21 protein-coding genes, 2 rRNA genes and 1 pseudogene are annotated in these 26,342 nt (G+C 60.4%); 5 read left to right on the plus strand and 19 right to left on the minus strand.

Annotated elements, in window-relative coordinates; translation table 11 throughout:
* Positions 1 to 77: 77 nt before the first annotated feature.
* From AAEZ03_RS16500 to AAEZ03_RS16520, 5 genes are all read right to left on the minus strand, one after another.
* A complete protein-coding gene (locus AAEZ03_RS16500) occupies positions 78 to 1,049 on the minus strand; it encodes a 5-oxoprolinase subunit C family protein (RefSeq protein WP_123750946.1) in 972 nt (323 codons plus the stop codon).
* A complete protein-coding gene (locus AAEZ03_RS16505; protein ID WP_350580046.1) occupies positions 1,046 to 1,918 on the minus strand; it encodes a 5-oxoprolinase subunit B family protein in 873 nt (290 codons plus the stop codon). The genes AAEZ03_RS16500 and AAEZ03_RS16505 overlap by 4 nt, the downstream gene beginning before the upstream one ends.
* The gene (locus AAEZ03_RS16510; RefSeq protein ID WP_350580078.1) at positions 1,915 to 3,288 is read right to left on the minus strand and encodes an acetyl-CoA carboxylase biotin carboxylase subunit; all 1,374 of its coding nucleotides are present in this window, start codon (positions 3,286 to 3,288) and stop codon (positions 1,915 to 1,917) included. Before AAEZ03_RS16510 ends, AAEZ03_RS16505 begins: the two co-directional genes overlap by 4 nt.
* A gap of 10 nt (positions 3,289 to 3,298) precedes the next feature.
* A complete protein-coding gene (locus AAEZ03_RS16515) occupies positions 3,299 to 3,544 on the minus strand; it encodes an acetyl-CoA carboxylase (protein ID WP_048366929.1) in 246 nt (81 codons plus the stop codon).
* Positions 3,545 to 3,632: 88 nt separating this feature from the next.
* Entirely contained in the window at positions 3,633 to 4,391 is a 759-nt protein-coding gene (locus AAEZ03_RS16520; RefSeq protein WP_350580049.1) for a 5-oxoprolinase subunit PxpA, read from the minus strand.
* A 124-nt stretch (positions 4,392 to 4,515) separates the two neighbouring features.
* Between AAEZ03_RS16520 and AAEZ03_RS16525 the strand changes: the two genes are divergently transcribed.
* The gene (locus AAEZ03_RS16525; RefSeq protein WP_262126075.1) at positions 4,516 to 5,433 is read left to right on the plus strand and encodes a LysR family transcriptional regulator; all 918 of its coding nucleotides are present in this window, start codon (positions 4,516 to 4,518) and stop codon (positions 5,431 to 5,433) included.
* Positions 5,434 to 5,509: 76 nt separating this feature from the next.
* Here AAEZ03_RS16525 and AAEZ03_RS16530 read toward each other — a convergent pair whose 3' ends face one another.
* The 3 genes from AAEZ03_RS16530 to AAEZ03_RS16540 all read right to left on the minus strand — a co-directional run bounded on the left by AAEZ03_RS16530 (position 5,510) and on the right by AAEZ03_RS16540 (position 9,899).
* Positions 5,510 to 8,206: a TonB-dependent receptor gene (locus AAEZ03_RS16530; protein WP_262126074.1), complete on the minus strand. Its 2,697-nt coding sequence runs from the start codon at positions 8,204 to 8,206 to the stop codon at positions 5,510 to 5,512.
* Between the two features lie 100 nt (positions 8,207 to 8,306).
* A complete protein-coding gene (locus tag AAEZ03_RS16535) occupies positions 8,307 to 9,302 on the minus strand; it encodes a FecR family protein (RefSeq protein ID WP_350580080.1) in 996 nt (331 codons plus the stop codon).
* A 90-nt stretch (positions 9,303 to 9,392) separates the two neighbouring features.
* Positions 9,393 to 9,899 carry an RNA polymerase sigma factor gene (locus tag AAEZ03_RS16540; RefSeq protein WP_153333731.1) on the minus strand — a complete coding sequence of 169 codons (507 nt, stop codon included), beginning with the start codon at positions 9,897 to 9,899 and terminating at the stop codon, positions 9,393 to 9,395.
* Positions 9,900 to 10,102: 203 nt separating this feature from the next.
* Here AAEZ03_RS16540 and AAEZ03_RS16545 point away from each other — a divergent pair, with 203 nt between their 5' ends.
* The 3 genes from AAEZ03_RS16545 to AAEZ03_RS16555 all read left to right on the plus strand — a co-directional run bounded on the left by AAEZ03_RS16545 (position 10,103) and on the right by AAEZ03_RS16555 (position 14,156).
* A complete protein-coding gene (locus AAEZ03_RS16545) occupies positions 10,103 to 10,651 on the plus strand; it encodes an RNA polymerase sigma factor (protein WP_350580054.1) in 549 nt (182 codons plus the stop codon).
* 10 nt (positions 10,652 to 10,661) lie between these two features.
* Complete coding sequence (locus tag AAEZ03_RS16550) at positions 10,662 to 11,588, plus strand: FecR family protein (protein ID WP_123750941.1); 927 nt, start codon at positions 10,662 to 10,664, stop codon at positions 11,586 to 11,588.
* Positions 11,589 to 11,702: 114 nt separating this feature from the next.
* A complete protein-coding gene (locus tag AAEZ03_RS16555) occupies positions 11,703 to 14,156 on the plus strand; it encodes a TonB-dependent receptor (RefSeq protein ID WP_350580057.1) in 2,454 nt (817 codons plus the stop codon).
* 56 nt (positions 14,157 to 14,212) lie between these two features.
* Here the strand turns inward: AAEZ03_RS16555 and AAEZ03_RS16560 are convergent, their stop codons facing one another.
* The 7 genes from AAEZ03_RS16560 to AAEZ03_RS16590 form a co-directional block, all read right to left on the minus strand.
* Positions 14,213 to 15,694, minus strand: coding sequence for a YdgA family protein (locus AAEZ03_RS16560; protein ID WP_350580060.1), 1,482 nt, complete (start codon positions 15,692 to 15,694; stop codon positions 14,213 to 14,215).
* 308 nt (positions 15,695 to 16,002) lie between these two features.
* Positions 16,003 to 17,448, minus strand: a complete 1,446-nt coding sequence (locus tag AAEZ03_RS16565; protein ID WP_350580063.1) for an efflux transporter outer membrane subunit — start codon at positions 17,446 to 17,448, stop codon at positions 16,003 to 16,005.
* A complete protein-coding gene (locus tag AAEZ03_RS16570; RefSeq protein WP_048390953.1) occupies positions 17,445 to 18,347 on the minus strand; it encodes an efflux RND transporter periplasmic adaptor subunit in 903 nt (300 codons plus the stop codon). The genes AAEZ03_RS16565 and AAEZ03_RS16570 overlap by 4 nt, the downstream gene beginning before the upstream one ends.
* A complete protein-coding gene (locus tag AAEZ03_RS16575) occupies positions 18,344 to 18,553 on the minus strand; it encodes a DUF1656 domain-containing protein (RefSeq protein WP_048366939.1) in 210 nt (69 codons plus the stop codon). Before AAEZ03_RS16575 ends, AAEZ03_RS16570 begins: the two co-directional genes overlap by 4 nt.
* Complete coding sequence (locus AAEZ03_RS16580; protein ID WP_153326104.1) at positions 18,550 to 20,640, minus strand: FUSC family protein; 2,091 nt, start codon at positions 20,638 to 20,640, stop codon at positions 18,550 to 18,552. Before AAEZ03_RS16580 ends, AAEZ03_RS16575 begins: the two co-directional genes overlap by 4 nt.
* Positions 20,637 to 21,068, minus strand: coding sequence for a MarR family winged helix-turn-helix transcriptional regulator (locus AAEZ03_RS16585; protein ID WP_048366941.1), 432 nt, complete (start codon positions 21,066 to 21,068; stop codon positions 20,637 to 20,639). Before AAEZ03_RS16585 ends, AAEZ03_RS16580 begins: the two co-directional genes overlap by 4 nt.
* Positions 21,069 to 21,168: 100 nt before the next feature.
* Entirely contained in the window at positions 21,169 to 22,791 is a 1,623-nt protein-coding gene (locus AAEZ03_RS16590; protein ID WP_350580069.1) for a glycosyltransferase family 39 protein, read from the minus strand.
* A gap of 287 nt (positions 22,792 to 23,078) precedes the next feature.
* Between AAEZ03_RS16590 and AAEZ03_RS16595 the strand changes: the two genes are divergently transcribed.
* Complete coding sequence (locus tag AAEZ03_RS16595; RefSeq protein WP_350580071.1) at positions 23,079 to 23,777, plus strand: GntR family transcriptional regulator; 699 nt, start codon at positions 23,079 to 23,081, stop codon at positions 23,775 to 23,777.
* A gap of 47 nt (positions 23,778 to 23,824) precedes the next feature.
* Here AAEZ03_RS16595 and AAEZ03_RS29270 read toward each other — a convergent pair whose 3' ends face one another.
* From AAEZ03_RS29270 to rrf (AAEZ03_RS16610), 4 genes and pseudogenes are all read right to left on the minus strand, one after another.
* Positions 23,825 to 24,610, minus strand: a complete 786-nt coding sequence (locus AAEZ03_RS29270; RefSeq protein ID WP_463923898.1) for a methyl-accepting chemotaxis protein — start codon at positions 24,608 to 24,610, stop codon at positions 23,825 to 23,827.
* A 69-nt stretch (positions 24,611 to 24,679) separates the two neighbouring features.
* Positions 24,680 to 25,705, minus strand: a pseudogene (locus AAEZ03_RS29275) (HAMP domain-containing protein); the annotation flags it as partial.
* Between the two features lie 271 nt (positions 25,706 to 25,976).
* Positions 25,977 to 26,092 (minus strand): 5S ribosomal RNA (gene rrf, locus AAEZ03_RS16605).
* A 106-nt stretch (positions 26,093 to 26,198) separates the two neighbouring features.
* Positions 26,199 to 26,314: ribosomal RNA gene (rrf, locus tag AAEZ03_RS16610) — 5S ribosomal RNA — on the minus strand.
* Between the last annotated feature and the right edge of the window lie 28 nt (positions 26,315 to 26,342).

Raw genomic sequence — 26,342 nt, forward strand, 5'->3', positions numbered from 1 at the left:
GTGTAGGAGCGAGCTTGCTCGCGATCTTTTGAAGGTCAAAAGATCGCAGCCTTCGGCAGCTCCTACGCGGTGAGGGGTTAGGTGAATAGTTTGCTCAGGCAGGTGAGTTTTTTCTTGTAAGAACGCCGGGCTTCGAGGGCTTGGTCGAGGGTGACGCTGACGAAGCGGGCCTTTTGGTTGGGTTGCATTTGGCCGATCAAGTCGAGGTCGGCGCTGATGACGGTGCCGATCATGGCGTAGCCGCCACCCGAGACGGCGTCGCGGTGCAAAACGATGGGTTCGAGCCCGGCAGGGACCTGGATCGAGCCAATCGGGTAGCAGCTGTCGACGATGTTGGACGGGTCGGAACCGGCGCCAAACGGTTGCTCGCGCGGCTGGAAGCTCAAGGCGCTGCCGCCCTTGAAGCGGTAGCCAATGCGATCGGCCTCGGAGCCGACGGTCCAGGGTTCGGCGAAGAAGCTTTGCGCGGCGGCTTCGCTGAGGCGCTCGTAGTACAGGCCCGGGACGACCCGCAGGGTGATTTCGCCACCGATGGCCTGGCGCAAGGCCATGGGCAAGCTGGCACCCGCGCGGCCTTTGCCGCTGGCAATGCCCACGGGCAGTTCGTCGCCCGCCACCAACCGCCGACCGTTGAAGCCGCCCAACCCGCCAAGGGCATAGGTGGAGCGGCTGCCGAGCACGATGGGTACGTCGATGCCACCCGCCACCGCCAGGTACATGCGGGCGCCCGCTTTCGGAAAGTCAAAGCGCAGCACTTGCCCGGCCTTCACCGAGAACGCGGTGTCGGGGTGCATTTCTACACCGTCGAGGCGGGGGGTCATGTGGGCGCCGCTGACCGCGACCAGCGCGTCTTGCTGGAACTCGAGTTCCGGCCCCAGCAGCGTGCATTCCAGCGCAGCAGCACCGGCCGGGTTGCCCACTAATTGGTTGGCGGCGCTCAAGGCGTATTGGTCGAGCGCGCCGGATGGCGGGATGCCCAAGTGGTAGTAGCCTTCGCGGCCCAAGTCTTGAACCGAGGTGGCGAGTCCGGGTTTGAGTACTTTGATCATGCCAGCACCTGCGACAAAGACTGTGGATAGCCAACCGGGTCGGCCAGAAACGCGTCCAGCGAGAAATCCACCGGCCGGATCCGCAAATCGAAACGCCCGGCGTCGACCTCGGCCACGGCGTGGTCGTAGTCTTCGCGGCTCATCGGTTTGAATTGCACGATGTCACCAGGGCGGAAGAACACCATGTGCTCCTTGAGGTAGGCAAGGTTCTGCTGCGGGTCGTAAATAGGCGCCGGGGTAACGCCAAACATTTGGTAGCCGCCCGCGCCGCGTACCGAGTAAATGCAGCCAAAACAACCGCCGTGACCGAGGGTCAATTTGGGCGTGTCGGTGCGCGGCCGCAGGTATTTGGGCACCTGCAATTGCCGCTCGCGCTCCACCATCTGGAACATGAACGGCAACCCGGCAACAAAGCCGACCATCGAGACAAACCATGGCGCGCCACTGTGGGCTTCGATGAAGGCCTCGACATCGGCCAGGCCATTGATGCGGGCGGCGTATTCCAGGTCCGTGGCGCTCGGGTCTTGGTGGCGATCGCGAAAACGCATCAGGGTTTCGTGGGTCCACGGGTCGTTGTAGAGCACCGGAATTTCGATGATGCGGGTGTGCAACGAGCGCTCGGCGACGGCCCCCGCTTCGGCGCTTTTTACGGCGTCGAGCAGCGTTTGAGGGGCGATGCGGTCCGGGTCAAAACGGATCTGGAATGAGGCGTTGGCCAGGCACACATCAAGCACGCCATCGAGGGCCATGTGCTCCACGGCGCGGGTAACGGCCATGCCTTTGAAGAAGGCTTCGAGGGACATGCTGTCGCTGACTTCGGCAAACAAATGCTCGTCCGCGCCGAAGCTGTAGCGGATTGGGGTATTCATGCGTCACCTCCACCAGAGTGCTCGACCAACCAGGTTTCCAAGGTGCCGGTGTTGAAGTCCGCGCTGTGCAACCACGGCTGTTTCAACAACTGGCCATGCAGCGACAAGGTGCTGGCCATGCCGGTCAATTGAGTCTGCTCTACCGCGTTTGATGCCCGGGCCAAGGCTTGCGAACGGTCAGCGCCGTGCACAATCAGTTTGGCCAGCAACGAGTCGTAGTATGGCGGCACGCGGTAGCCTTGATACAGGTGCGTGTCGACACGAACGCCCTCGCCCTGCGGCCAGACCAACGCCTCGACCACGCCGGGGCTGGGGAAGAAATTGCGCGCCGGGTCTTCGGCATTCAGGCGCATTTGCACGGCGGCGCCATTGAGGCGGATGTCGCTTTGCTGCAAGCCCAACGGCTCGCCAGCGGCAATGCGCAACATGGCCTGGACCAGGTCGATGCCGGTGATCAATTCACTGACCGGGTGTTCGACCTGAATCCGCGTGTTCATCTCGATAAAGAAGAACTCGCCTGTCTCATCGTCGTACAGGTATTCCAGCGTGCCAGCGCCCTTGTAGCCCAGCGACTCGGCCAAGCGTACGGCGCTGTCGCAGAGGGTTTCGCGCTGTTGCTGAGTGAGGACCGGTGATGGCGCTTCTTCGAAGACTTTTTGCCGACGGCGCTGCAACGAGCACTCGCGCTCAAACAGATGCACGGCGCGCTGACCGTCGCCCAGCACCTGGACTTCGATGTGCCGCGCCTTGCCGATAAAGCGCTCCAAATACACCGCGCCGTTGCCGAACGCGGTCTGCGCTTCACGCTGGGCGCGCGGGAATTCTTCGCTCAGTTGCTGGGCGCTTTGTGCCAGGCGAATCCCGCGCCCGCCACCACCGGCCGATGCTTTGATCAGCAAGGGATAGCCCACGGACTCAGCGGCCTTGAGCGCGGACTCAACGTCGAACAGCTCATCCGCAGAGCCCGGCACCACGGGCACGCCAGCGGCCTGCGCGGTGCGGCGGGCCTCGGCTTTGTCACCCATGCGGCGGATGGTATCGGGGCTCGGGCCGACAAAAATCGCCCCGGCGGCGAGCACGGCTTCGGCGAAGTCGGCGTTCTCGGACAAGAAGCCATAACCCGGATGCACCGCGTTGGCGCCGGTGGCTTTCAGCGCGCCGATCAAGGCCTCGATGTTCAGGTAGCTTTTATCGGCGCGGGCCGGGCCGAGGATGTGGACTTCATCGGCCATGCGCGCGGCTTGGGAGTCGACGTCGGCTTCGCTGCACGCGGCTACGGTGGGAATCCCCAACACCTGGGCGGCGCGAATAATCCGCACGGCGATCTCGCCACGGTTGGCGATCAGTAATTTATGAATGCCTTGGGTCATGGTCACGCCCTTACTCGTGGTCGAGCGTTGCAATGACCTGGCCCGGCTCGATCGGGTCGCCGTCTTCAACCAGGAAGGCGCTGACCCGACCGGCTGCCCCGGCGGTCAATTCAGAAAACTGCTTCATGACTTCAATCAAGCCAATGACCGTGTCGGCAGTGACCTGCGCGCCCACTTCAACAAAGTTGTCCGAGTCCGGTGAAGCTTTGCGGTAGAACGTGCCCGGCAATGGGGTGATGACGGTGTGTTCGGCCATGTCTGTTCCTCTTGGAATAGTTGTAGAAAGGCAGGCAAAAAATAAATCGATGCGTAAACCCTGGTTTCTGGCGCCAGGTGTTCAGGGATTAACGCGGAGCGCGCACCTTGAGCCCGGCACCGTCCAGCGCACCGCGCACCGCTTGGGCCAAAGCGAGCGCGCCCGGCGTGTCGCTGTGCAAGCAGATGGAGTCGAACTCGATGGCCAGGTCTTCGCCTTCGACGGTGCGCACCACGCCCTCCTGACAGGCACGCAACGCACGCTCGGCAACGTGGGCCGGGTCGTAAGCACGCACATTGCGGGTAAACACGATGGAGCCGCTGAGGTCGTATTCGCGGTCGGCATAGAACTCGCGAACCACCGGCTGGCCCAGCGCTTGCGCGATGCCGCAGATCACCGAACCCGGCATGCAAAACAGCAGTAGCTCCGGCTCCAGACGTTGCAGGTTCTCGACCAGCAAGCGCGCCGCTTCTTCATCGCGGGCCAGGTGCATGTAGAGCGCGCCGTGGGGCTTGATGTGTTGCAGCGCAACGCCTTGAACACGCGCCAGCTCACGCAGGGCGCCGAGTTGGTAGAGGATGTCGTCGACCAGTTCCTGGGCCGGGGCATTGATGTGGCGACGGCCAAAACCGACCAGGTCGCGAAAGCCCGGGTGCGCGCCAATGGCCACGCCCAGACGCTTGGCTTGCTCGATGGTGCGGCGCATGGTGCTCGGGTCACCGGCATGAAAACCGGTGGCGATATTGGCCGAGCTGATGAAGGCCATCAGTTCGGTGTCGACGCCATCGCCGATGGTCCACGGGCCGAAGCCCTCGCCCATGTCGGAGTTGAAATCTACGGTGTGCATGGGTGCTGCTCCTGGTGCTGATGACTGCATGCAAACTACGTTAGAGTGCTGCCAACCCCGTGGAAAGATCTATTAATAGATAGGATGCCTTCTGAAAAACAGATAGATGTCCTATGGAGTGCCCATGTCACTGACCCTGCGCCAAGTCCGCTATTTCGTCGCCACCGCCGAGATTGGGCAAATCTCCCAGGCGGCGATTTATTTGAATATTTCCCAGTCGGCGGTGACCACAGCGATCAAGGAGCTGGAAAGCACTGTCGGCACGTTGCTATTCCAGCGCTCGGTTCAGGGCATGACCTTGACCGAGGCCGGGCGGCATTTTCTGAACCGGGCCTACGTGATTTTGCGCAGCGTGGATGACGCTTTGAACAGCCCGCTGCCGGACATCCGCGCCAGCGGCGTGTTGCGCTTGGCGGCGAGCTACACGGTGATTGGTTATTTTTTGCCGCACCATTTGCAGCGCCTTGAACACTGGCACCCGGACGTCACCATCGAAGTCCATGAACAAGAGCGCACGGCGATCGAGCAAGGGTTGCTGGAAGGCCGTTTCGACATGGCGGTGGTGCTGACGGCGAACCTGACGCACCCGGACATAATCTCCGAAACACTCTTCAACTCTGAGCGCCGGTTGTGGCTGCCCAGCCATCACCCGCTGTGCGAGCGTTCGGCTGTGAGCTTGGCCGACGTCGCCAAAGAGCCCTACATTTTGCTCACCGTGGATGAAGCAGAACAAAGTGCGATGCGCTATTGGGAGCAGAGCCACCAACAACCCAACGTGCGGGTGCGCACCAGTTCTGTTGAAGCGGTGCGCAGCATGGTTGCCAATGGCAGCGGCGTGGCGATCCTGTCGGACCTGGTGCACCGGCCATGGTCACTGGAAGGCAAACGCATTGAAACCGTGACCGTCACCGACGCCGTGACGCCCATGAGCGTGGGGTTGGCGTGGCATCGCGAGCGCGACTTGAGCCCGGCGATGCAGGCGTTTCGTACGTACTTCCACGACGCCTTTTTGGCCCCGCAGCAGATATCGGCGCGGCGCTGAAGCGGTGCAGGAGCGAGCTTTTTTACGATCAAAAGATCGCGAGGCGAGCTCGCTCCTGCAGGGGGAGGGGTGAAGATTAGAACTGGTATTCGACGCTGCCTTGCAGGGTTCGCCCACGGCCCAGGGTGAAGGCCAGTACGTCGCCCAGCGGGACGAGGTAGGCGCGGTCGGTGACGTTTTCCATGGCCACACGCAGGTTCAACTGGTCGTTGACCCGGTAGCTGCCGTACAGGTCGTAGACGGTGTAGGGCTTCCAGTCTGCCGGGTAGACGCCGCCCTGGGAGACGGTCACTTCCGGCCCGCCGGCGATGGAGTAGCCCCCGCTGTAGCGGGCGCGGGCCCCGATATCCAGTTTGCGCTCGAAGAAGCGCGCGCCCAGGGTGAGGGTGCCGCGGTCCATCGGCATGTGCTCGGCGGAACCGAGGATGGCGCCGCAATGCGAGGAGCCGTTGGCGATGTCATCAGGGACCATGGCGTCTACTGGCTGACGGCTGCCGGGTTTTTTGACGATTTTGGTGACGCCGCCCAGCCAGGCGGTTTTGCTGCAGTAGTCGTTGGTGCCGATCATGTGCGTGTAGTTGAACTGGCCATAGGCGCGGCCCGCGTCGTAGTCCAACTGGTACTCAATGCCCTTGAAGCGGGTTTCTTTGAGGTTGTTGACGTAGGCACTGTTGCCCAGGCTGGCCATGCCATAACCCGGCTTTTGCAAGGCCATGTTCATGAAGATGAAGTCGTCGACCCGGGTGTCAAAGTACGACACTTTGGCGCCTATGCGGTCGCCGTCCAGGAACAGGCTGTCTTTGAAGACGTTGACGCCCACTTCCCAAGTGGTCGAGGTCTCTGGCTTGAGGAACGGGTTGGGGTAGGTGAATTCTGCGCCCCCGCCATGGGGCCGCCCGCTGATCAGGGTTTCGGTCACGGCCGGTGGGCGCCAGCCCTTGCCGTAAGTGGCGAACAGTTGCATCCAGTCCAGGCCCGGTTTGACCGACAGGCCGAAGGTGGGCGAGAAGCGGCCTTGCTCTTCGTCTACGTCGTAGTGCACCGACTCACCGATCTGTTTGGTGGTCCCAATCACGAATGTGCGGGTTTCAAGGCCGGTCTTGCCGCGCAGCCGGTAACGGTCGTAGCGCAAGCCCGCGTTCACGTTGAACCAGTCGTCGTAGTCGTAATCCAGACGCGTGAACAGGCTGGCCACGCCACGATCGCCCTTGGGTGTCATGTTTTCTGAGTCCGGGGTATCGAGCACGGCGCCTTCAGCCACGGTTTGGGTCGAGTTGGGCCGCACTTTGTCGTAGAAGAACTCCAGCCCGTAGTTGGCTTTGATGATCGAGCGTTCACCCAGTGCAAACAGCGAGGTGTTCTGCGCTTGCAGGCCGTAGGTGTCGGTCTGGTAGGTGACCTTGTAGGCAGGGCTGATACCGCGCGCCAGGGTGCTCTGCTGGTTGCGGTTGTCGACGTGGTAGACCTTGGCCTTGAAGTCGATCAGCGGGTTGTCCGGCGTGTAGCTGTAGTCCAGCGCCAGGTTCTGCGCCCTGACGCTGTTGCTGCCGAGTTTGTCCCAGAGGTCGGCCTTCTCGACGTTCATCATGTTGGCGTCGGTGTAGTTGACGTTGGTCACCAGGTAGCTGAGTTGCAAGCGCTGGTCTTGTGGCAGGTTGAGGCCGAGTTTGATCAGGCGTGAGCGCATCACCGAGCCTGAGTATTCCACCGGGGAGTTTTTGAGCCGGGTGGCGTTTTCCGGGTGGGCGGCAGAGCCTGTGCGCAGCTCGCCGATGGAGCCTTTGGTGCCGGGGTCATAGTCGCCCAGATGGCGCTCGCTCGCGGCCACCAGCATGTCCCAGACTTCGCCGCCGATGGCAAAGGCCGAGCTGCCGATAAAGTGGGTGCCATTGCCCAGCCCGCCCAGGCCTGTGGTAGCGCGGATACGGCCGCCGATTTCTTTGCCATCGGTGAGCAGGTCTGACGCTTCGAGGGTGCGGAAGTTGGCAATACCGCCAATCACGCCCGCGCCGCCCATGGTGGAGGTGGCGCCCTTTTCAATCACGACCTGGGAGAGCAAATCGGGGTCAACATACAGCGTGCCGTTGCGTTGCTGGTGGCCGCTTTGTTGATAGTTCTGGCGCATGCCGTCGACCGACATGTTGACCCGGCCATAGTCCTGAATGCCGCGAATGTTGACGGACAAACCGGGGTCTTGCTGACTGACCGCCGAGTACACGCCGGTGGTTTCTTCGAGCATGTCGGCGGCATGGCGCGGCGGGTTGCGGTCCAGTTGTTCGCGGCTGACCACGTTGACCGAACGCGGCGCCTGGTAGACCCAGTCCCCAGGGTGCGCGGCGTTGACTTGGGTGGCCGACAAGCTCAGCACATTGCCTTCGTGCACCGGCAATTGGAACAACTGCACGGACGGGCGTTTGCTGCCTTGGGCCTGATTGTGTTCGAAGCGGATGCCGCTGCCGTCGAGCAACTGGCTCAGGGCCGCGGCGATGCTGTAGTTACCCTGCACGGCGTGGCCCGTGCGGCCTTGCAGCTGTGCGTCGCCGACCAGCAGATCGATCCCGGCTTGAGCGGCCAAGGCGTAGATGGCGGTGTCCAGTGGCTGAGCGGGCACGTTGAACGGACGAACGCTGTCGAGCGTGGCCACCTTGCCCGGCGCCCCCGTTGCCGTGCTTTGCTGAGCGGCCACCTGGCCTGTCGATACCGCGCCAAGCAGCATGATGGCCATGCCTATAGCCCGTCCCAGACGACTGGGGATCGGTCGTTCTACGTTCATCCTTAACCACTCCTTGAATGCTAATGAATTGCATCTGCATTAGCATTGACGGATGGTCGCACACCCTAGGTAAAAATAATTTCCAGCCCGTGGTCGGGGCTTAATACAGCACGGTCACGCCGGCCAGTTGGGCGACTTGGAGCTGGCGTTCGGCCGCCAGGGTACGGATGGCGGCATCGAGGTTGTCGAGGTGGAACAAGCCGCTGACCGGGGTGTGCGCCTGCTCGCTGGCGACCAGCTTGAGCACGCCGGGGCGAAAGTCCGAGAAGCGTTGCAGCACCTGATCGAGGGGCACATTGCGAAAGATCAGCACGCCCTGCGCCCAGTCGGCGCGCTGTGTCGGGTCGTCGTTGAGGGCGACGATGCCCTGGCCGCGTTGATAGCGGGCGGCCTGGCCTTCACTCAGCGTCAGCTCGCTCTGGGGCTGTTGCAGACTGACGTTGACGCTGTGTTGCAGCACGCCGACCCAGGCGTTGTCGCTGTCTTGTCGTTGCACCAGAAAGCGCGTGCCCACTGCTTGGGTTCGGCCGCCGGAGGCTTCGACGACGAACGCACGCTTTTCTTCGCCCTGACGCGGCGCCGGGCTGAACAATGCCTCGCCCTGGATCAGCCGCACGCGGCGCTCATGGCCGTCGTAGTTGACGTCCAGGGCGCTGCGCGAGCCGAGCAGCACTTGGCTGCCATCTTCGAGGGTCAAGGTGCGAACTTCGCCAGTGCCGGTGTTGTAATCGGCCATCAATGGGGCCAGGGTGTCGCGGCTGTTTGCGGCCAGCATCACCACCAGCAGCACGCCAGCAACGCCCGCCCAGCGCACAGGCATCCGCGGCTCCCACGTGAACAAACCGCGCAGAAAACGCCGTACACGGGTGGCCCGCGCCACGGGGACGGGGGTGGCAAACAGCGGGTTGGCGCGCAGGGTTTCGGCCATCTCCCAGAGCATTTCAGCGTCGGCCAGAGCATCGGCATGGGCCGGGTCGGCGTCCAGCCAACGCTCCAGCGCGTCCATTTGTTGCGCATCCAGCCGCTCCATGCGTTGGCGTACGGCCCAGTCAGCGGCCTGCTGGCGGATTCGCTCAGCAGTGGCGTCAGGCGTCATCACAGGATGTTCTCTTTTTTGGGCGTATAGGGAATATGACGGGCAAGGCGGCCATATCCGGTAAATAAACACGCATACGGTGCAGGGTTTTCATCCGCGATGCTCCATTTTTTGCGCGACGAAGCTGACGGCCATGGCCAGATGCTTCTGCACGGAGCTGGTGGAAATCGCCAAATGCTCGGCAGCCTGTTGATAACTCATGCCTTCGAACCGACACAGCTGGAACACCTGACGCGTGCGCAGGGGCAGCGCGGCCATCGCCTGCAACAGGCGTTGCATGTCTTGCTGGGCCTGGGCGCGCATGTCCGGGCCGGGCATCGGGTCGACGACGTCGTGCAGGGTTTCCAGGGGGACGCTGTCGGTGCGGGTCTGTTGATGGCTGCGCCGATGGTCAATGACCAGACGGCTGGCCATGGTAAACAGGAACGCCATGGGTTCTTGCAGGCGCTCTTCACTCTCGCGCATGGCCAGGCGGGCAAAACACTCTTGGGTGAGGTCGTCCGCCAGTTCGGGCTGCCGTGTTTTTAATAGCAGAAAGCGCCGCAGACGCGGCGCGCACTCGGCATACCATCGCTCCAGTTCGGTTTCAGAGGCCATGGTGCCTGCGCTGCTCGATTTAAATGAGGTTGATATTCTTTATCATTTGCGCAGTTGGAGGCAAGAGGCTATTACGGGTAAGGGAGCTCTTAGGGGCAAAAGCCAGATCAAGAGATCGCGAGGCGAGCTCGCTCCTACAGGGGGGCCGGTGGGTTGGGCGTTGCGTTGGCGGGCGCAATCGTGAATGATACGGCTTCTCATTTATGACCCTTTCTCGTCTGGGCTTTCCGTTCATGCCTTCGCCCTCCCCTTCAACGTTGCTGGCCAGCTTTCAGGAGCATTACGACGATCTGTTGTCGTTCCTGACGCGGCGCCTGCGTGATCGGCATCGGGCGGCGGATGTCGCACAGGAAACCTGGATCAAGCTGGCGAAGATCGACCCTGATACGGTCACGGTGCTGAATGATCGGCACTTTATTTTCAAGGTGGCGGGCAATCTGGCCATTGATGCGCTGCGGGTTGATCAGCGCCAGACCCGCAACCTGAGCGCCGAGCCGCCGTCCATCGACATCGCCGACCCGGGGTTGCCGCCAGAAGGTTTATTGCTGGCCAAAGAGCGTATCGGCATTTTGGATGAAGCCCTGCAACAGCTCTCGCCCAATGCCCGCAAAGCGTTGTTGCTGAGCCGTATCGATGGCATGACCCAAGCGCAGATCGCGGCAGAACTGGGCGTGTCGCCGAGTATGGTGGCAAAATACATCGGCCAGGCGTTGCGCCATTGCCGTGACTGGCTCAAACACAATCATGCCTGAGCCCGCCGCAATGCCTTCAACGCCCTCCTCTGACGACCTCGACGATCAAGCCATTGAGTGGCAAACGCTGCTGCATTCTGGCGACGCCAGCGCTCGTCAGCGCCTGGACTACCAACGCTGGCAGCACCTCAGCCCCGCCCACCAGACCGCCGCCCGCGAGGCCGAAGCGCTGTGGGCCGATATCGGCCTGACCGCCACTGCCGAGCAACACCGCACGCGCCCGCGTCGCCGCGCGTTTCGCTGGGCCAGCGGGCTGGCAGCGGGGCTGGTCATGGCCGTGTTGGGCTACGGCGGCCTGGAGTACGTGCCGCGTTGGTCTGACACCCATCACACCGGGGTCGGTCAGCGCCAGCAATGGCTGTTGAGCGACGGCACGCGGGTGACGCTGAACAGCGCCACGGCGTTGTCCGTGGATTTCACCGCCAGCCAGCGCACCATCACGCTGCGCAAAGGTGAAGCGCTGTTTGAACTGGCGAACGATCCGGCCCGGCCCTTTGTAGTTGAGGCCGGTCAGGACCGGGTGCAGGCCAAGGAGGCGACGTTCAGTGTGCGCCGTGACGCCGATCAGACCCGCGTGCTGGTGGCCAACGGCGCGGCGCAGGTTGAACATCAGGCCCAGACTCTGGAGCTGCGCCCCAATCAGCAAGCGCTGTATCACGCTGGCCAGCCCGTTGCCGAGCGCCAGCAGGTGGATGCCAATGCGCTGACGGCGTGGCATCGCGGCAAACTGATTTTCAACCGCAAGCCGTTGCAGGAAGTGCTCAGCGAGCTGGAGCGTTACCAGTACGGGCGCATTGTGCTGCCGGACACTGACTTGGGCGCGATGCAGATCAGCGGGGTGTTTGACCTCAATGATCCGCACAATCTGCTGCACACCCTTGAGCAGCGTTACGGGCTCAACATCACCTATTTGCCGTTTGTGGCGTGGGTGCACTGAAAATAATTTCACGCGGGCACTGCAAGATCCTGTCGGGCATATCGTCGTACTAAGACCAAGAGCGAATCCGTTCTCATTAGCGATATAAAAACCCAGACAAGGATTAACACCGCAATGGTCCAGCCCATCAAACAGCCGCGCGGCGCACGCCCCACCGAACAACGACTGCGTCAAACGCTGATGGCCACCACGTTGCTGGCAAGCCTGGCGGGCACGTTCCACGCCACCGCGCACGCGGCACCGGCAACAGCGCCCAACGCCTCGGTGAGCACCCGCCAGGTCAACGTTGCCGTCCCGGCCCAAGACCTCGACCAGGCGCTGACGCAGTTTGCGGATCAGGCTGACTTGCACCTGTTGTTCACCTCTGCCGAAGTGGCCGGGCTGCACAGCCCTGCGCTGGACGGCCAGATGAGCATTGAACAGGCGCTGCAAACCCTGTTGGCAGGCAGCGGCCTGAACTGGCAGTTCAGCGACGCGCGCACGGTGATTGTGCGCAAGCCGGACACGGCGGCAAAAGGGCTGCAACTCAAGGCGCTGGAAGTCAGTGTGGGCGCGCGCACCAGCACCGCCATCAGTGAAATTCCCGGTACGGTTTGGGTGGTGGATCAGGTGCAACTGCAAGAGCAACTGGACACCGGCGTCACCCTCAAAGAAGCCATTGGCAAGTTGGTGCCCGGCATGGATCTGGCCCCCGAAGGCCGCAGCAATTACGGCCAGAACATGCGCGGGCGCAACGTTTTGGTGATGATCGACGGTGTTAGCCAGAACAGCTCGCGCGGCCTGTCGCGGCAGTTCGACAGCATCTCGCCGTTTAACGTGGAGCGGGTTGAAGTGTTGTCGGGCGCCAGCGCGTTATACGGCGGCGCCGCCACGGGCGGGATCATCAATATCGTGACCAAAAAAGGCGCGCCCGGCCCGGCCCAGTTTGAAACCGAAGTGTCGGGCACCAGCGGCTTCAACAAGAGCGATGACCTGTCGAGCCGCATCTCGCAATCGGTGAGCGGCGGGACCGATCGGGTGTACGGCCGCCTGGGGATTTCCGGCGAGCAGAACAAAGCGTTTTACGACGGTAAAGGCGACCAGATCTTTATCGACAACACCCAGACGGACTTGCAGTACAACCGCACGCTGGACCTGATGGGCAGCCTGGCGATCAAGCTCGATGACGTGCAAGACCTCGACCTGCTGGCGCAGTATTACGACTCGGGCAACAACGGCAACACCGGGCTTTACTTCCCCAACCTGCACGACAAGGCACCGTCCAATCTGGAAGATGCCGAGATCCGCAGCGGCTACCACACCGACCTTGAGCCACGCTCCAAGCGCCTGCTGTTTAACGCCAACTATCACCACAGTGACCTGCTGGGCCAGGACTTCTACTTGCAGGGCTCATACCGCAAGGAAGACAACAATTTCTTCCCGTTCCCGTATTACAACGCGGGCAAACCCCAAGGCGTCAACGGCGTTTACTTCGCCGCGTCGCAACAGAATTTTGAAGTCACCAGCCTCAAGGCGCTGTTCGCCAAACAATGGGACAGCGTGAAGCTGACCTATGGCGTGGACCTGGACCGTGAGCGCTTTAACGCCACGCAAAGCGTGTTCAATTCGGCCATTTCTTCCGAGAGCGGCGGGCTGGATCTGGACACCCAAAGCAAAGCCCCGCGTTACCCGAGCTACCGCGTCGACGGCCACTCGGTGTATGCCCAGGCGGACTGGAAACTCACCGACGCCCTGACGTTGTCCGGTGGTGCACGCCGCCAGCAAATGGATGTGGACGTGGGGGTGTTCAAAGGCATCCCGGGTGGCAGCAACGATTACGCGGTCAACCTGTTCAACCTGGGCGCCATTTATGACTTCAAGAACGGCCACCAGACCTGGATCAACTACAGCGAAGGTTTTGACCTGCCGGACCCGGCCAAGTACTACGGCAAGGCGGGCCTGAGCGTTAAAGACAACCCGCTGGCCGGGATCAAGAGCCGTCAGGTCGAAACCGGCTGGCGTTTTGCCGATGTGGACTGGGACGCGCAGGCAGCGGTGTATTACATCTGGTCTGACAAAGTCATCACCACCGACAGCGCGACGCTGACCATTGATGTGGTGGATAAAAAGAGCCGCGACTTTGGTTTCGAAGGTGCGCTGACCCGTCACTTCAACAACGGCTGGGATGCGGGCGGCACGTTGCACTTGGTGCGTTCCGAAGAGGAAGACGCCGATGGCGACTGGATGAAGCGCGATGCCCGTTACGCGTCGTTGTCCAAATCAACGGCGTTCGTGGGCTGGCATGGGGACGGTCGTAATGTTCGCTTGCAGGGCAACCACGCCTTCACGCTCAAGGACGATTCTGATCACAAAATCAGCGGTTACACCACGTTCGATTTGATGGGCAGCCAAGAGACAGCATTCGGCACCTTTAGCGCCGGTATCCAGAACCTGCTGGACAAGGAATACAGCACGGTCTGGGGCCAGCGTGCCGCGTTGTTCTACTCACCGACTTACGGCCCGGAGTACCTGTATGACTACCAAGGGCGGGGTCGGACGTACACCTTGACCTGGTCGATGGCGTACTGAGTGCAAACAGGCTGCGAAAGGGCCAAGCCCTTCGCAGCCTGTGGCAGCGACTGCGTTTACTGAGGCGCTACACCGCCAAAGCGGGTGCCCATGAGGGTGACGAAGTCTTCGAGGCTCATTTTCTCCCCGTTGAAATTCACCACACCGGCGGCATAGTTGAGCGACGCCAGGATGTTGTTGCCCTCAACGTTCGCCAGCCCGGTTTGCACCGCCATGACGCCCGCCAGTTCGCTGGTCATGTTGGCGACCTGAGCGATTTGTTTCGGGTCGGTCTGCCCGGCCAATTGCGCCTGAACGCTCGCCAAGTCAGCAATCATCGGCTTGGACAGCTGCAGTTTGGCATCCAGCGAGGTCAGCATTTGCTTCACCACATCGAGCGGCGGTAGCTCGAACGAAGCGGGCTGCGCCAGACTGGTCGCGATGCTCAGTTGGCTCTCGCCATTGGTGGTTTTGATGTTGAGTTTTTCCAGCGCCAGATTCGGCTTGGCCGCCAGCAGCGTGCTGACATCGGCTTGCACTTGGGTGTCTTCGGCCGGAGTCAGTTGCACCTTGGGCAGGGTGCCGTCGGCTTGTGGCTGGAACTTGGTCTGGTAGATCTGCAACAGCGACTGCATCGCTGGAATGTCCAGGTTGCTGGCAGACATGACCATTTCTGCGCTGCCCACGGGCTTGTCGTTGAACGTGACGTCACCCAGGCTGTAGGTCAGGCGCCCGGACATCAGGCGGTCTTTGGCCGAGGCGGAACCGGTGTATTCAAAGTTTTTGACCTTGAGCACAGACTGGGCCGCGCCGGAGGTCAGTTGCGCCTCGCTCAGTTCCAGCACGTTCTGACCGAGGTAGAAACCGTAGGTGCTTTTGTTCAGGTCGCTGGCCAGGGTCAGCCCGCTCAGCTCGATCGATACCGGTGGGGTATCGGAAGGCGTGGCCAGGAGCTTGAGGTAGTCCATGTAGCCTTTGGCTTTGAGGTGCTGGGCGCCTTCATCGGTTTGGGCGCTGAGGTTCAGGCCCGAGAAACTGATGCGGGTTTTATCGTCCAGCGTGAGGTCGAAGGGCAGCAACTCCAGTTGCCCGTCCACCGAACGACCGTAGCCCAAGGTGACCTGGCCGATAAGAGGCGCCTGGTCCTTGGTGGCTGCAAACCATTTTTCGGTGAAGGGGGTTTTCTCAAGGGCGTAGTTGCTGACCGCCATGACCGGAGCCCACTTGAAGGTCTTGATGCGCGACCACGGCAAGGGGCCGTGCTCGATGTGATCGACAAACAACAGCTCAACCGGCTGCGGGTCAGAACCTTCGGCATCATCCTGAAGGGTCAGGCGATAGTGCGCGGTGCTGCTGTAGAGGTGGGTCTCAATGGACACCAGTTCGATGCTGCCGTGGGTCGCGGAGCCGGCCAGTTGAGCGGCCATTTCTTTGTTGGCTTCTGCGATCGAGGTTTTGAGTTCGCCTTCGATTTTGGTGCCGGTGTACCAGGCGCCAGCCGTGTTCAAAACCCCTGCGATTACAACAATGCCGACCAGTACGCCTAATGGTTTGTTCATCAAGTTGACCCGTTCAATGTCCGTTGTGTTGAAGATATGCGGTCTTTACTGAGCCCTTCATGGGCCAAAAAGTGGCAGCAGGTTATCACTCGCGGCGAGCCGACGCTGCGTTTCGCCCGCACCGATCAAGCGCACAGCGTAGACGCTATTGCCTAAAGCTTGCGAGCGTAGCGCCTGAAATAAGCGGCCCCGAGGACAATCGTGCGGGCTTGGCCGATGACTGCGCAGAATTCTCCTACGCAATTAAAAGCACCATCCTAAAGCCAACATGATAATCCTCAGCCGCTCTCCACTGCGTGACAGTGTTGTCAGGGTTTAGCCGCGGCCGGGGCTTGGGCACGGCTGCTTTCCCAGCCGCCACCCAGGGCCAGGAACAGATCGATCTGGCTCATCGCGACTTGCGTGTTGGCCGCCGCTAACTGAGCCCGCACATCGGTGTAGGTGCGCGTGGCTTGCAGGTCTGCGAGGAACGATTCACGCCCGGCGGCAAAGAACTGATGGGTTTGGTCGGCCGCTGTTTTGGCTGAGGCATCCGCTTCGGCCAAGGCATCGCGGCGTTGCAGTGCAGCGGTGTATTGCACAAGGCTGGTCTGGGTTTCGCGAACCGCGTTCAGCACCACGCCATCAAAGCTTGCCAAGGCGCCTTGGGTGGCGGCTTCGGCTTCGCGGATTCGCGCCCGTGAGCCATTGGTGGGGATGGTCCAGCTCAGCAGCGGGCCAAAGCCCCAGCGGTTGGTGGGCGCGGTGCCGAGGTTGTCGACGATCCCGACCGTGCCGATGGAGGCACCGATACTGATGTCCGGGTACAAAGAGCCGGTGGCTACGCCAATTTCGGCGGTGGCGGCGGCCAAGTGGCGTTCGGCCTGACGCACGTCCGGGCGACGCTTGAGCAGCGCGGCACCGTCACCCACAGGGAGTAATTGCGCGATGTGCGGCAGCTCATCACAGGTGGCGAGATGGGCAGGCAATTGGTCCAGCGGTTTGGCCAGCAGCATCGATAAACGGAACAGCCCGGCCTGGCGTTGGGCCTCATAACGTGGCAGTTCAGCGCGTAACGATTTGACTTGGGTTTCAGAGCGCGTGACCTGGGTTTCATCACCGCGCCCGGCATCGCGCAGGCGCTGGGTGAGCGCGGTGGTTTGCGCTTGCAGTTTTAACGACTCTTTGGCGATGCCCAGTTCTTCGTTGGCGGCGCAGACCTGCACATAAGCACGCACCACGTCAGCGACCACGGTGATGCGCGCGGTGTCGGCGGCAGCTTGGGTGGCATCGGCGTTGGCCTGTGCCGCCTCAATGCCGCGCTTTAGCGTGCCCCACAAATCGAACTGGTACGAGGTGCTGATGCCCAGGTCACCGACGTTGGCCACCGGGACTTTATCCGCCAGCAAAAAGGCTTCGCCCGACTCTTGCAGACGTTGGGCGCCGGCTTTGACCGAACCACTCCAGCCACCTGCCGACTCGGCCTGTTCAACCTGGGCACGCGCCCGCGCAAGGTTCGCCGCCGCTACGCGCAGGTTGGTATTGGAGGCCATGGCCTGACGCACCAATTCATTCAGCGTCGGGTCCTGGTAAAGCTTCCACCAATCCGTGGGCACCGGTGCCGAGACGACGTTGTCGCCCTCGCCCGCCAACCTGCCTTGCAGGTCTGGACGCTGCTGGGCCGCGTCTTTGGGCAGGTGATAATCCGGCCCGACCATCTGGCAGCCGGCCAGCAGCAACCCCAGCCCTACGGCTGCCAGGCGAACCGCTTTCATTGCGCCTTCTCCTGTGCCGGCTTGGCTTTGGGTGAGTCCGGGATGATGGAAACGGTCGCCGTGCGGCCCGCGATCATGCGGAAATCTTCAGGGACATCATCAAACACGATGCGCACCGGAATCCGTTGCGCCAGCCGTACCCAGCTGAAGGCCGGGTTCACGTTGGGCAACAGGTTCTGGCCGCTGGTGCGGTCTCGGTCTTCGATACCGGCCACGATGCTCTCCACATGGCCACGCAAACGGGCGTCGTCACCGATCACGCGGATATCAACGCTTTGGCCCACGTGAATGCCATCGAGTTTGGTTTCTTCGAAATAGCCGTCGATGTGGAAGGAGCTGCTGTCGACAATCGACAACACGGGCCGCCCGGCGGTCACGAATTCGTTGACCCGAGGGGCGCGGTCGTTGACGTAACCATCAACCGGGCTGCGCACCACGGTGCGGTCGAGGTTGAGTTGGGCGCTGTCGACGGCCACTTCGGCCTCGGTGAGCGCGGCTTGGGCGCGCATTTCTCGCGACTGGCTTTCTTCCAGTTGCTCACGCGCAACGAGGTTGCCCAACCCCCGGTTGCGGCGGTTTTCACGCTGGGCCTGGGCCAGGGTTTCTTTACGGTCAGCCACGGTCGCCTGCGCCTGGCGCAGGGCCAGTTTGAAGCGGTCCTGGTCGATGACGAACAACACTTGGTCGCGTGTCACGGGCTGGTTGTCGCGCACATCGACTTGCTTGATGAGGCCCGACACGTCAGGGGAGATTTGCACCACGTCTGCGCGGATGTGGCCATCGCGCGTCCAGGGAGCAAACATGTAGTACATGGTCATGCGCCAGACCACGACGCAGGCAAACGCCACCACCAACAAGGTGAGAACAACGCGGCCCAAGGTCAATAAAGGTTTTTTCATGTCATCAAATATCGACTAAACGAATCCACAACGCCGAGTAGCAGAGCGTAGAGACCGACGTTGAACAAAGCCCGGTGCCAGACCAGGCGGTAAAAGTGCAGACGCGTAAGAACCGCGTGAACCGCTAAAAACAGCAGGTAGGTGATGCCCATCAATACCAGGAGCGTAGGCAGGAAAACCCCGCTGATATCGATATCTCCGATCATAGCGGCGCTCCATCAATGCCTTGCACGTGTGGGTGCTGCAGGTCGTCGTTATCCACAATGAACTCCACACCCGGCAGCAGGGCCAGACGCAAGCCGCTGAGGGCATGCAGCAGGTGAACCCGTGCATCGCTTTCGTCTTGCAGGGCATTGGCGTTGAGCGCGCGCCGGGTTCGATCCATGGTCATTTGCAGACCGCTGGGGATAGGTAAACGCTCACCGGCCATCAGGCAGGTGCGGAAATAATCCCCCACGTCGCTGACCACTTGGCGCAACAGCAATTGCGGCCCACCGGTAACGCGCGGGGCGTAGGCCAGCAGGTCGAGGAGGTTCAGCGCCACGCGCAGTTCACGCAGCGCAATGCCGGTGTCTTGCCCGGTCATGGCCAGACGCGGCAGGTGCTGCATCAAGCGGTCGAGCATTTGCGCGCCCATTTGCCGGTGCTCGGCCAAGGTTGCGGGTTTGGTCAACCGCACAATGTCGCGCCAACTGAACCGGGTCAGCCGTTTAGCCGCCAGCTCCGCGCCGAAGGGGCGCGCAATCAAGGTCCAGATGAAGGCAAACAGCAGCCCGATGGGGCCAGCCAGGTTGGCGTTCATGAAGACCTGAAAGTCAGCGTCGTAGGCACCCTGAATGCTGATGAAGGATGCGGTGTTGACGATGGTCAGCAAGGTGCCGAGGTAAAAGCGCGGCTGGACGGTCAGGGTGCCGACGCAAATAAACGGCACGGCAAACGCGAGCACCAGCATGGGGAAGTCATGCAGGTTGGGCAGGATGACGAACAGGTACAGGCTGGCGAACAGCACTGAGAGCGAGGTCCAGAAAAAGAACCGGTAAATCTGCGGGGCCGGGTCGTCCATGGCCGCGAAAAAGCTGCAGGCGACGGCCGCCAAAATGACTGCGCTGGCGCCGTCTGTCCAACCGAGCAGAATCCACAGCACGCAGGCGACGACGATCGCCGTGACGGTGGATAACGCGGAATAGAGCATGAGGCCGCGGTCCAGAAACGGTGTCAGCCGACCCAGCCGCCAGTGCCGGTAAACCGCTCGCCAGACGGTTTGATCACCGGTGGAAATGGCCAGTTGCAGGCTGCGGCAGTCTTGCCACAAGTCGATCCACTCCCCCAAGCGGTAGAGCACGTTGGAGAGCAATAGCTGGCGGCGGTCATCCAGGGCTTCGGCGCTGGGTTGCAGGTGTTGCAGCTCGTTGCGCAGCGCTTGCCATTGTTCGACGGGGGCGCCTTCGCTGGTGGTTTCAAGCCAGGTGCGCGCGTGTTGCAACACCGGCGTGACTTTATCGACCAGCTCCGGGGTTCGGCGCTCGAGGGCGTAAAGGGCGTCGTCGAGGGCATCCACCACGGGCAGCAGGTGGATCATGCGCCCGCGCAGTTCTTTGGTGTTGCGCACCGTTTGCGGGTGCGCGCCTTCGTGGGGCAACTGACCGATCATCAGTTCCAGGGTGTTGAAGGTCGAGACCATTGAGGCGCGCAGGCCACTGGCTTTGCCGGGGTCGACCTCGCGGGACAAAAAGTACTGACTGTAATTGGCGGCATCGGTGAACCACTTGGCCGATGAGTCGATGAACACCGGTGTGAGGCGTCGAGGCCAGAACATGCTGCCCACCACGGCCGCACAAACGATGCCGAGCATGATCTCTTCGGTACGCGAGACGGCGATGTCAAAGACGTTGAGCGGGTTATCCACAATCGGCAAGGCGATCATCGGCATGGTGTAACCCGCCAGCATGAAGACGTAGCTGTTGGCGGTGCGCAGGTGCAATGACAAGAACAGCAGGATGCCCGTCCACAGCGCAATCACCAGCACCAGCAGAAACGGTGTCTGGACAAACAGCGGGACAAAGAACACCGCCGCCGAAGCCCCCAGCAGCGTACCAATGGCGCGGTAGATCGCCTTGGAGCTGGTGGGGCCGACAAAGGGGCTGGAGACGATGTAAACCGTGGCCATCGCCCAGTAAGGACGGGGCATTTCCATGAGCAGGGCGATGTACAGCGCGATCATGGAGGCGGCAAACGTCCGTACGCCGTAGAACCAGTCACGGGCGGGCGGCATGCTGCTGAAAAAGCCGTTCAAGACGCCGCTCCGTCAGGCAGTTGGCCTGCGGCTTCAAAGGCTTTGATGACTCTCAAGGCAGCTTCTTGATCAGCGACTGAAATGTCGGCCAATGCGGCACGCCGCAGTTGTACCAACTGGGCTTCAATGGACTGCACCAAGGTACGACCGACGGGCGTAAGGCTCAGGGTTTTGGCGCGGCGATCGCTGGCGTCTTCGTTGCGCACAACGTAACCGGCCTTGCACATCTGATCGAGCAGACGCACCAGCGACGGGCTTTCCATGCCCGCCGCCTGGGCCACGGTCACTTGCCGCACGCCCTCGCCCAAGCGGCCGATTATCAGCAGCGGCATGGCGCAGGCTTCGGAGATGCCGAAGTTGACCAGCGTAGTCTGGCAGACGCGACGCCAATGACGGGTCGCAACCACCATACCGGTGCTGATGCTCATTTGGAGTTGATCTAGAGAGTCAGGCAAGAGACATCACATAATGTTAGTTTGCTAACTATTAATACTGCTCGGCCAGATGATCACAGTCAAGTGTTACGAATTAATTCTGCTGACCTGTTGTCTGTTTTGTGAGCAGATCAGCGCCGCAATCAGCCGCGCCGCAGCTCAAATATAGTCGAACCTGGGTGTCATCGATGGTCAGATCCTGGGTTTTGTGCCACCCGGACGGAATAGGCGCGAAGTCGTCCGGCTGCACGCTGCTGCTGATCAGCCAGATGCGCCCTGAGGTGGCGGGCAGGTCGGCCAGATGATCGACGTAGATCTTGGCGCCGTCCTCGTTCACCAGCGTCCCGAAACCATAGGCCGTCGGCCGCCCGGACACACCGTCTGGCGTGGGCGGTGTGTAGAGCATGGGTTGGGCTGGGGTTTTGTTGTAGTAAACGTAACTGAAGTACCAGAACAGATCGCTGACGATGATTCGGTCACCTGGCAGGAACTGCTGATTCACGTGCTCAACCAGTTGGTCAAAGTGGTCGGCGTCGCTGCTGAAGTTGCTGCGCAAGCCCACACTTTCGACGCCCATGAACAGCACAAGCACTGCAATCGCTATAACGCGTTTGTGCGCAAGCAGGCGGTCGACCGCGATGGCGACGAGCAATGGCAAGCCCAGCGCGGCAAAACTCACGTAGCGCTCGATGAACATGGGCGAGATAAACGACAGGGCGTAAATCGCCAGGATCGGCAGCAAGGTGTAGATCGCAATGAGCGCGTGAAATTTATAAGGGGATGCATCGCGCACGGCGATCCAGATCACGCTTGCAAATAGCGCGAGGGGGGCCAGCCAAAATACCGGCCAAGGCAGGGTATCGCCTTCGTCTTGTGTCAGAAGCTGCCAGACCATGGCCGGTAAAGAGCGCGCATCGACAGGCGGCTCCCAGCCCACATCGCCACCGGCTTTTAGCTCGTGCATGTGTTGCAGCAGATCCACCAGGCCCGGCAGCCAAGGCAGGAACAAGATGACAATGCCGGCGTTGGCCAGCCACCAGGTCGGTCGCTTGATCAAGTTGCCCGCTGCACTGTAACGAGTGCTCAGTAACAGCAGATACAGCCAGTGCGCCATGACGCAAAAAGCAGTGAAGTAGTGGGTGTAGAAGGCCGCCGTCATCAGCGCCGCGTAGACGACCAGATAGCGCGTTTTATCGGGGTTTTTGACCCAATAAACCAAGGCAATGGTTGCACCGATCAGCCACATGCCCAGCAGCGAATACATGCGCACTTCCTGGCTGTAGCGCACGGCTGTCGGCAGCAACGCCAACAGGACGCCTGCCAGCAACGCGGCCCTTTGGGTCGCGACCAGTCGCACCAGCCACATCCCGAGAAACACCGTGACGATTCCGGGTAAAACGCTCAGGGCACGGATTGAGGCCAGGCTGTCACCGAACACGCCCATCCAGCCATGCAGAAGCATGAAATACAACGGTGGGTGAACATCATGTGCGGCATGAAACCAGATGCCGCTGAGCGAGTAGTTGCTCAGCATCAAGCTGGAGCCTTCGTCACACCAGATGGACGAGCTGGTTGAGCCGTAAAATCGTACGGCCGTGGCCACCAGCAAAATGCACCACAGCCACGGCTGCAGAAACAGTCGAGTCAGTGCGTTGCGGGACGGTTCAGGGCGTTGAAACAGTTGCTCGTCGACATCGCTATTACTGAGTACGCCCATGTTTCACCTGATGTGCATTAAGACTACGACTGGAGCCGTATTAACTGTCGCGATTGTAGGGCACAAACCACAGGAAAAGGGGAACCGTCCACTCGGAACAGCGCAAGAAAAAACAGTGGGATCCCCTGTAATCTCTTGGCTTGTCGCCGCATTAAACTAGGGCGCGTACGATAGGCAACTCGTTACACAAGTCTATTCGTTACAAGGTTTGACAGGGATCGAGTCACTGCCTAACGTAATTTGGATCCAAATCAGCGTGCTCAACTTCCGCAGCGGGTAGCGTCTACGTGGCCGTTAAAAAGAATCCATTAAGCAGTATTGAAGTACACGGGGCCATTCCAGCGCATCTGGCGCGATCAGTGATTGAAGAGTCTCTGCGCAACGCTATTCTCGATGGGCGTTTGCCCTGCGGGACGGCCATTCGTCAGCAGGCCCTGGCCGCCTTGTTTGGTGTGAGCCGCATGCCGGTTCGTGAAGCCCTGCGCCAACTTGAAGCCCAAGGGTTGCTGCAGGTCGTCCAATACAAAGGCGCGGTGGTTGCGCCTTTGATTCAGGATGATTCGCTGGAAACCTACGCGCTGCGGTTTTTACTGGAAGCGCAGGCTTTGCGCTTGTCATTGCCGCTGCTCGACGAAGAGGATTTTAAGGCCGCGTCGGCTTGCATTGAAGCGCTTGAGGTCGAAACGGATTTCGGAAAAATCGGCACGCTCAATCGGCTTTTTCACCAAGCGCTTTACGCTAAAGCCCCTAATAAGAAGCTGTTGGCACTGATCGAAACGGGGCTTGTGGAAGAGGAGCGTTTTTTGCGCTTTAACCTTGAGCAGATGGGCTTGGGCAGTTTGCCTCAGGACGATCATCGGGCGCTGCTGCGGCATGCCCGGGCTAGGGATGTGGAGGCGTGTGTCAATGAACTGGAGCAGCATCTGCAGCGCGGGGTCAATGCGATTATTCGCTATCTCCAGGACCAGAAATCGAAACAGCCCTGACACATTGAATGCCAGGGCTGTGGATAACTTATTGAGGGCGGTGGGGCTCAGATTTTGAAGCTGTCGACCAGTTGCTTGAGGCGGCTGGCTTGCTGCGAGAGCGCATCGCAATCTTTGAGGGTTTCGTTAAGGTTCGCCACACCTTGCTGATTGAGCAGGTTGATGTGGGTGATATCCAGGTTGAGGCTTTCGACCACAGAGGTTTGCTCTTCCGTGGCGGCGGCAACCGACTGGTTCATCCCGTCAATTTCTTCGATACGCTGAGTCACGCTGATCAAACGGGCACCGGCCTGGTTGGCCACTTCCACGCTGTCTTCGCTGGAAATCTGGCTGGCATTCATGGTGCTTACCGCCTCGCGAGAGCCGATTTGCAGTGAGGTGATCATTTTATGGATCTCTTCTGCCGACTCCTGAGTGCGATGAGCGAGGTTGCGCACCTCATCCGCCACGACGGCAAACCCACGACCCGCCTCCCCCGCACGCGCAGCCTCAATGGCTGCGTTGAGGGCAAGCAAGTTGGTTTGTTGGGAGATCCCTTTAATGACATCAAGTATGTGACCAATGTTGTCGGTGCTGGCATTGAGGGTTTCGATCTGCGCGCAGGACACGCTGATCTTTTGTGAGAGTTCGGTCATGGCCTCGATGGTCTGCTCGACCACTTTGCGGCCATCATCCGCCTGCTCACTCGCACCGCTGGCATGCTGCGAGGCATCGGCGGCATTGCGTGCGATCTCCTGGGTTGCAGCGCCCAGTTCATTGATGGCAGCGGCGACGCTGTTGGTGCGTGCGCTTTGCTCATCTGAACCGACGATGGAGGCGTTGGACGAGCTCATCACACGCTCGGACAAATCATGGACTTGGCGAGTGACCGAGGACACTTCGGAGATGGACGCATGAATACGCTCAACGAATTGGTTGAAGGAGCCGGCCAGTTCGCCAAACTCGTCTTTGTGTTCAATCGCCAGACGCCGCGTCAGATCACCTTCACCTTGCGCGATGTCTTGCATGGCGCGGCCCATGGTGGTCAGCGGACGCATCAGTACACGAATCAGCAGACTCAACAGGAGTGCAATCACTGCCACAGCAATCACCGTTGCGATGAGTGCCGAAGTCCGGAATTTGGTGAGCGACGCGTAGGCTTTATCTTTATCCAGTGACTGACCGATGTACCAGTCTGCAGAAGGCAAACCGGTGACCGGGGTAAACGAGATGATCCGCTCTTGGCCATTGAGCATCACGTCTTGAATGCCTTTCTCAATCTTCAGAGAACTGCTGGGATAGATGTCCCGCAGGTTCTTCATCACTTGGTCTTTTTCGGGGCTGACGATGACCTGGCCATCACCACTTACCAAGAAGGCGTAGCCCAGGCCGCCGGAATCTACGGAGTTGATGATGTTGACCAGGCTGTCCAGACTTAAATCGCCACCGACAACGCCCAACAATTCACCGTTCTTTTTGACCGGCATGGCGATGGTGACGATTAGACCGCCTACAGCTGCCATGTAGGGCGGCGTAAGCATTGTTTTGTCTGCCAGGACGCCTTGCTTGTACCAAGGCCGTTCACGCGGGTCATAGCCGTCTGGCATCTTGGCGTCAGGGCGCTGAGTAAATACGCCATTGGCCTGACCGATATAAGTGAACTGGAAGTTTGACGTCAGTGCAGGCTGATCGATGAGCCCGGCGAGGTCGGCTTGATCGCCTTGGTGGGCGATGTTTTGGGCAAGGCTCTCTAATACCAGGATGCGACCGCTCAACCAGTTCTGAATGCTGCTCGCGGTCAGGTTGCCGGCTTGCGCCACTGAGGAGTCGATATCTTGCCTGATGGTGTTGCGCTGCAGATAGTCGTTGTACAAGGCAAACAACGCAAACGCTAAAACGACGACGCCTGAAGCGGCCAGAAGAATTTTATGACTGAACTTGAGATTCATAGCATGGGACTTCTTATGCCGAAAGGATGGATGTCGGTTGAAGCATGCTTGGGGGATCAGGCAGCCGATCAGGCCCAACCGACTTGCTCAACAGGCTGTCGGCATCAGCGGCTGAAAAATTAGCGGTTTGTTGAAGCTATTTGTGTGATCCGACGAACGTGCCGTCGTGGATGTGGGAATGGTCTGAGGAATTATTAGGCCGTTTGGGAATTTGCGTCGCGCAAAAACAAAACCCCTGTCTGCGTTAGCAGACAGGGGTTTCGGAATTCAATCTTGACGATGACCTACTCTCACATGGGGAAACCCCACACTACCATCGGCGATGCATCGTTTCACTTCTGAGTTCGGGATGGGATCAGGTGGTTCCAATGCTCTATGGTCGTCAAGAAATTCTGTGACAGATCCGTTAGTACTAACGTGCCTGCGAAAACTTGGTACTTCTATAAAAACAAAATCCCCGTCTGCGTGAGCAGACAGGGATTTTGGAATTTAATCTTGACGATGACCTACTCTCACATGGGGAAACCCCACACTACCATCGGCGATGCATCGTTTCACTACTGAGTTCGGGATGGGATCAGGTGGTTCCAATGCTCTATGGTCGTCAAGAAATTCGGTAGCCAGGTCGTTACGTGCG

This window comes from Pseudomonas sp. HY2-MNA-CIBAN-0224, assembly GCF_040310285.1.
GTDB classification, from domain to species: domain Bacteria; phylum Pseudomonadota; class Gammaproteobacteria; order Pseudomonadales; family Pseudomonadaceae; genus Aquipseudomonas; species Aquipseudomonas helleri.

What these genes read in the sequence shown, in the direction of transcription:
- AAEZ03_RS16500 (WP_123750946.1), bottom strand. Translation starts at nt 1,049, where the DNA reads ATGATCAAAGTACTCAAACCCGGACTCGCCACCTCGGTTCAAGACTTG.
- AAEZ03_RS16505 (WP_350580046.1), bottom strand. Translation starts at nt 1,918, where the DNA reads ATGAATACCCCAATCCGCTACAGCTTCGGCGCGGACGAGCATTTGTTT.
- AAEZ03_RS16510 (WP_350580078.1), bottom strand. Translation starts at nt 3,288, where the DNA reads ATGACCCAAGGCATTCATAAATTACTGATCGCCAACCGTGGCGAGATC.
- AAEZ03_RS16515 (WP_048366929.1), bottom strand. Translation starts at nt 3,544, where the DNA reads ATGGCCGAACACACCGTCATCACCCCATTGCCGGGCACGTTCTACCGC.
- AAEZ03_RS16520 (WP_350580049.1), bottom strand. Translation starts at nt 4,391, where the DNA reads ATGCACACCGTAGATTTCAACTCCGACATGGGCGAGGGCTTCGGCCCG.
- AAEZ03_RS16525 (WP_262126075.1), top strand. Translation starts at nt 4,516, where the DNA reads ATGTCACTGACCCTGCGCCAAGTCCGCTATTTCGTCGCCACCGCCGAG.
- AAEZ03_RS16530 (WP_262126074.1), bottom strand. Translation starts at nt 8,206, where the DNA reads ATGAACGTAGAACGACCGATCCCCAGTCGTCTGGGACGGGCTATAGGC.
- AAEZ03_RS16535 (WP_350580080.1), bottom strand. Translation starts at nt 9,302, where the DNA reads ATGACGCCTGACGCCACTGCTGAGCGAATCCGCCAGCAGGCCGCTGAC.
- AAEZ03_RS16540 (WP_153333731.1), bottom strand. Translation starts at nt 9,899, where the DNA reads ATGGCCTCTGAAACCGAACTGGAGCGATGGTATGCCGAGTGCGCGCCG.
- AAEZ03_RS16545 (WP_350580054.1), top strand. Translation starts at nt 10,103, where the DNA reads ATGACCCTTTCTCGTCTGGGCTTTCCGTTCATGCCTTCGCCCTCCCCT.
- AAEZ03_RS16550 (WP_123750941.1), top strand. Translation starts at nt 10,662, where the DNA reads ATGCCTTCAACGCCCTCCTCTGACGACCTCGACGATCAAGCCATTGAG.
- AAEZ03_RS16555 (WP_350580057.1), top strand. Translation starts at nt 11,703, where the DNA reads ATGGTCCAGCCCATCAAACAGCCGCGCGGCGCACGCCCCACCGAACAA.
- AAEZ03_RS16560 (WP_350580060.1), bottom strand. Translation starts at nt 15,694, where the DNA reads ATGAACAAACCATTAGGCGTACTGGTCGGCATTGTTGTAATCGCAGGG.
- AAEZ03_RS16565 (WP_350580063.1), bottom strand. Translation starts at nt 17,448, where the DNA reads ATGAAAGCGGTTCGCCTGGCAGCCGTAGGGCTGGGGTTGCTGCTGGCC.
- AAEZ03_RS16570 (WP_048390953.1), bottom strand. Translation starts at nt 18,347, where the DNA reads ATGAAAAAACCTTTATTGACCTTGGGCCGCGTTGTTCTCACCTTGTTG.
- AAEZ03_RS16575 (WP_048366939.1), bottom strand. Translation starts at nt 18,553, where the DNA reads ATGATCGGAGATATCGATATCAGCGGGGTTTTCCTGCCTACGCTCCTG.
- AAEZ03_RS16585 (WP_048366941.1), bottom strand. Translation starts at nt 21,068, where the DNA reads ATGAGCATCAGCACCGGTATGGTGGTTGCGACCCGTCATTGGCGTCGC.
- AAEZ03_RS16590 (WP_350580069.1), bottom strand. Translation starts at nt 22,791, where the DNA reads ATGGGCGTACTCAGTAATAGCGATGTCGACGAGCAACTGTTTCAACGC.
- AAEZ03_RS29270 (WP_463923898.1), bottom strand. Translation starts at nt 24,610, where the DNA reads ATGAGCTCGTCCAACGCCTCCATCGTCGGTTCAGATGAGCAAAGCGCA.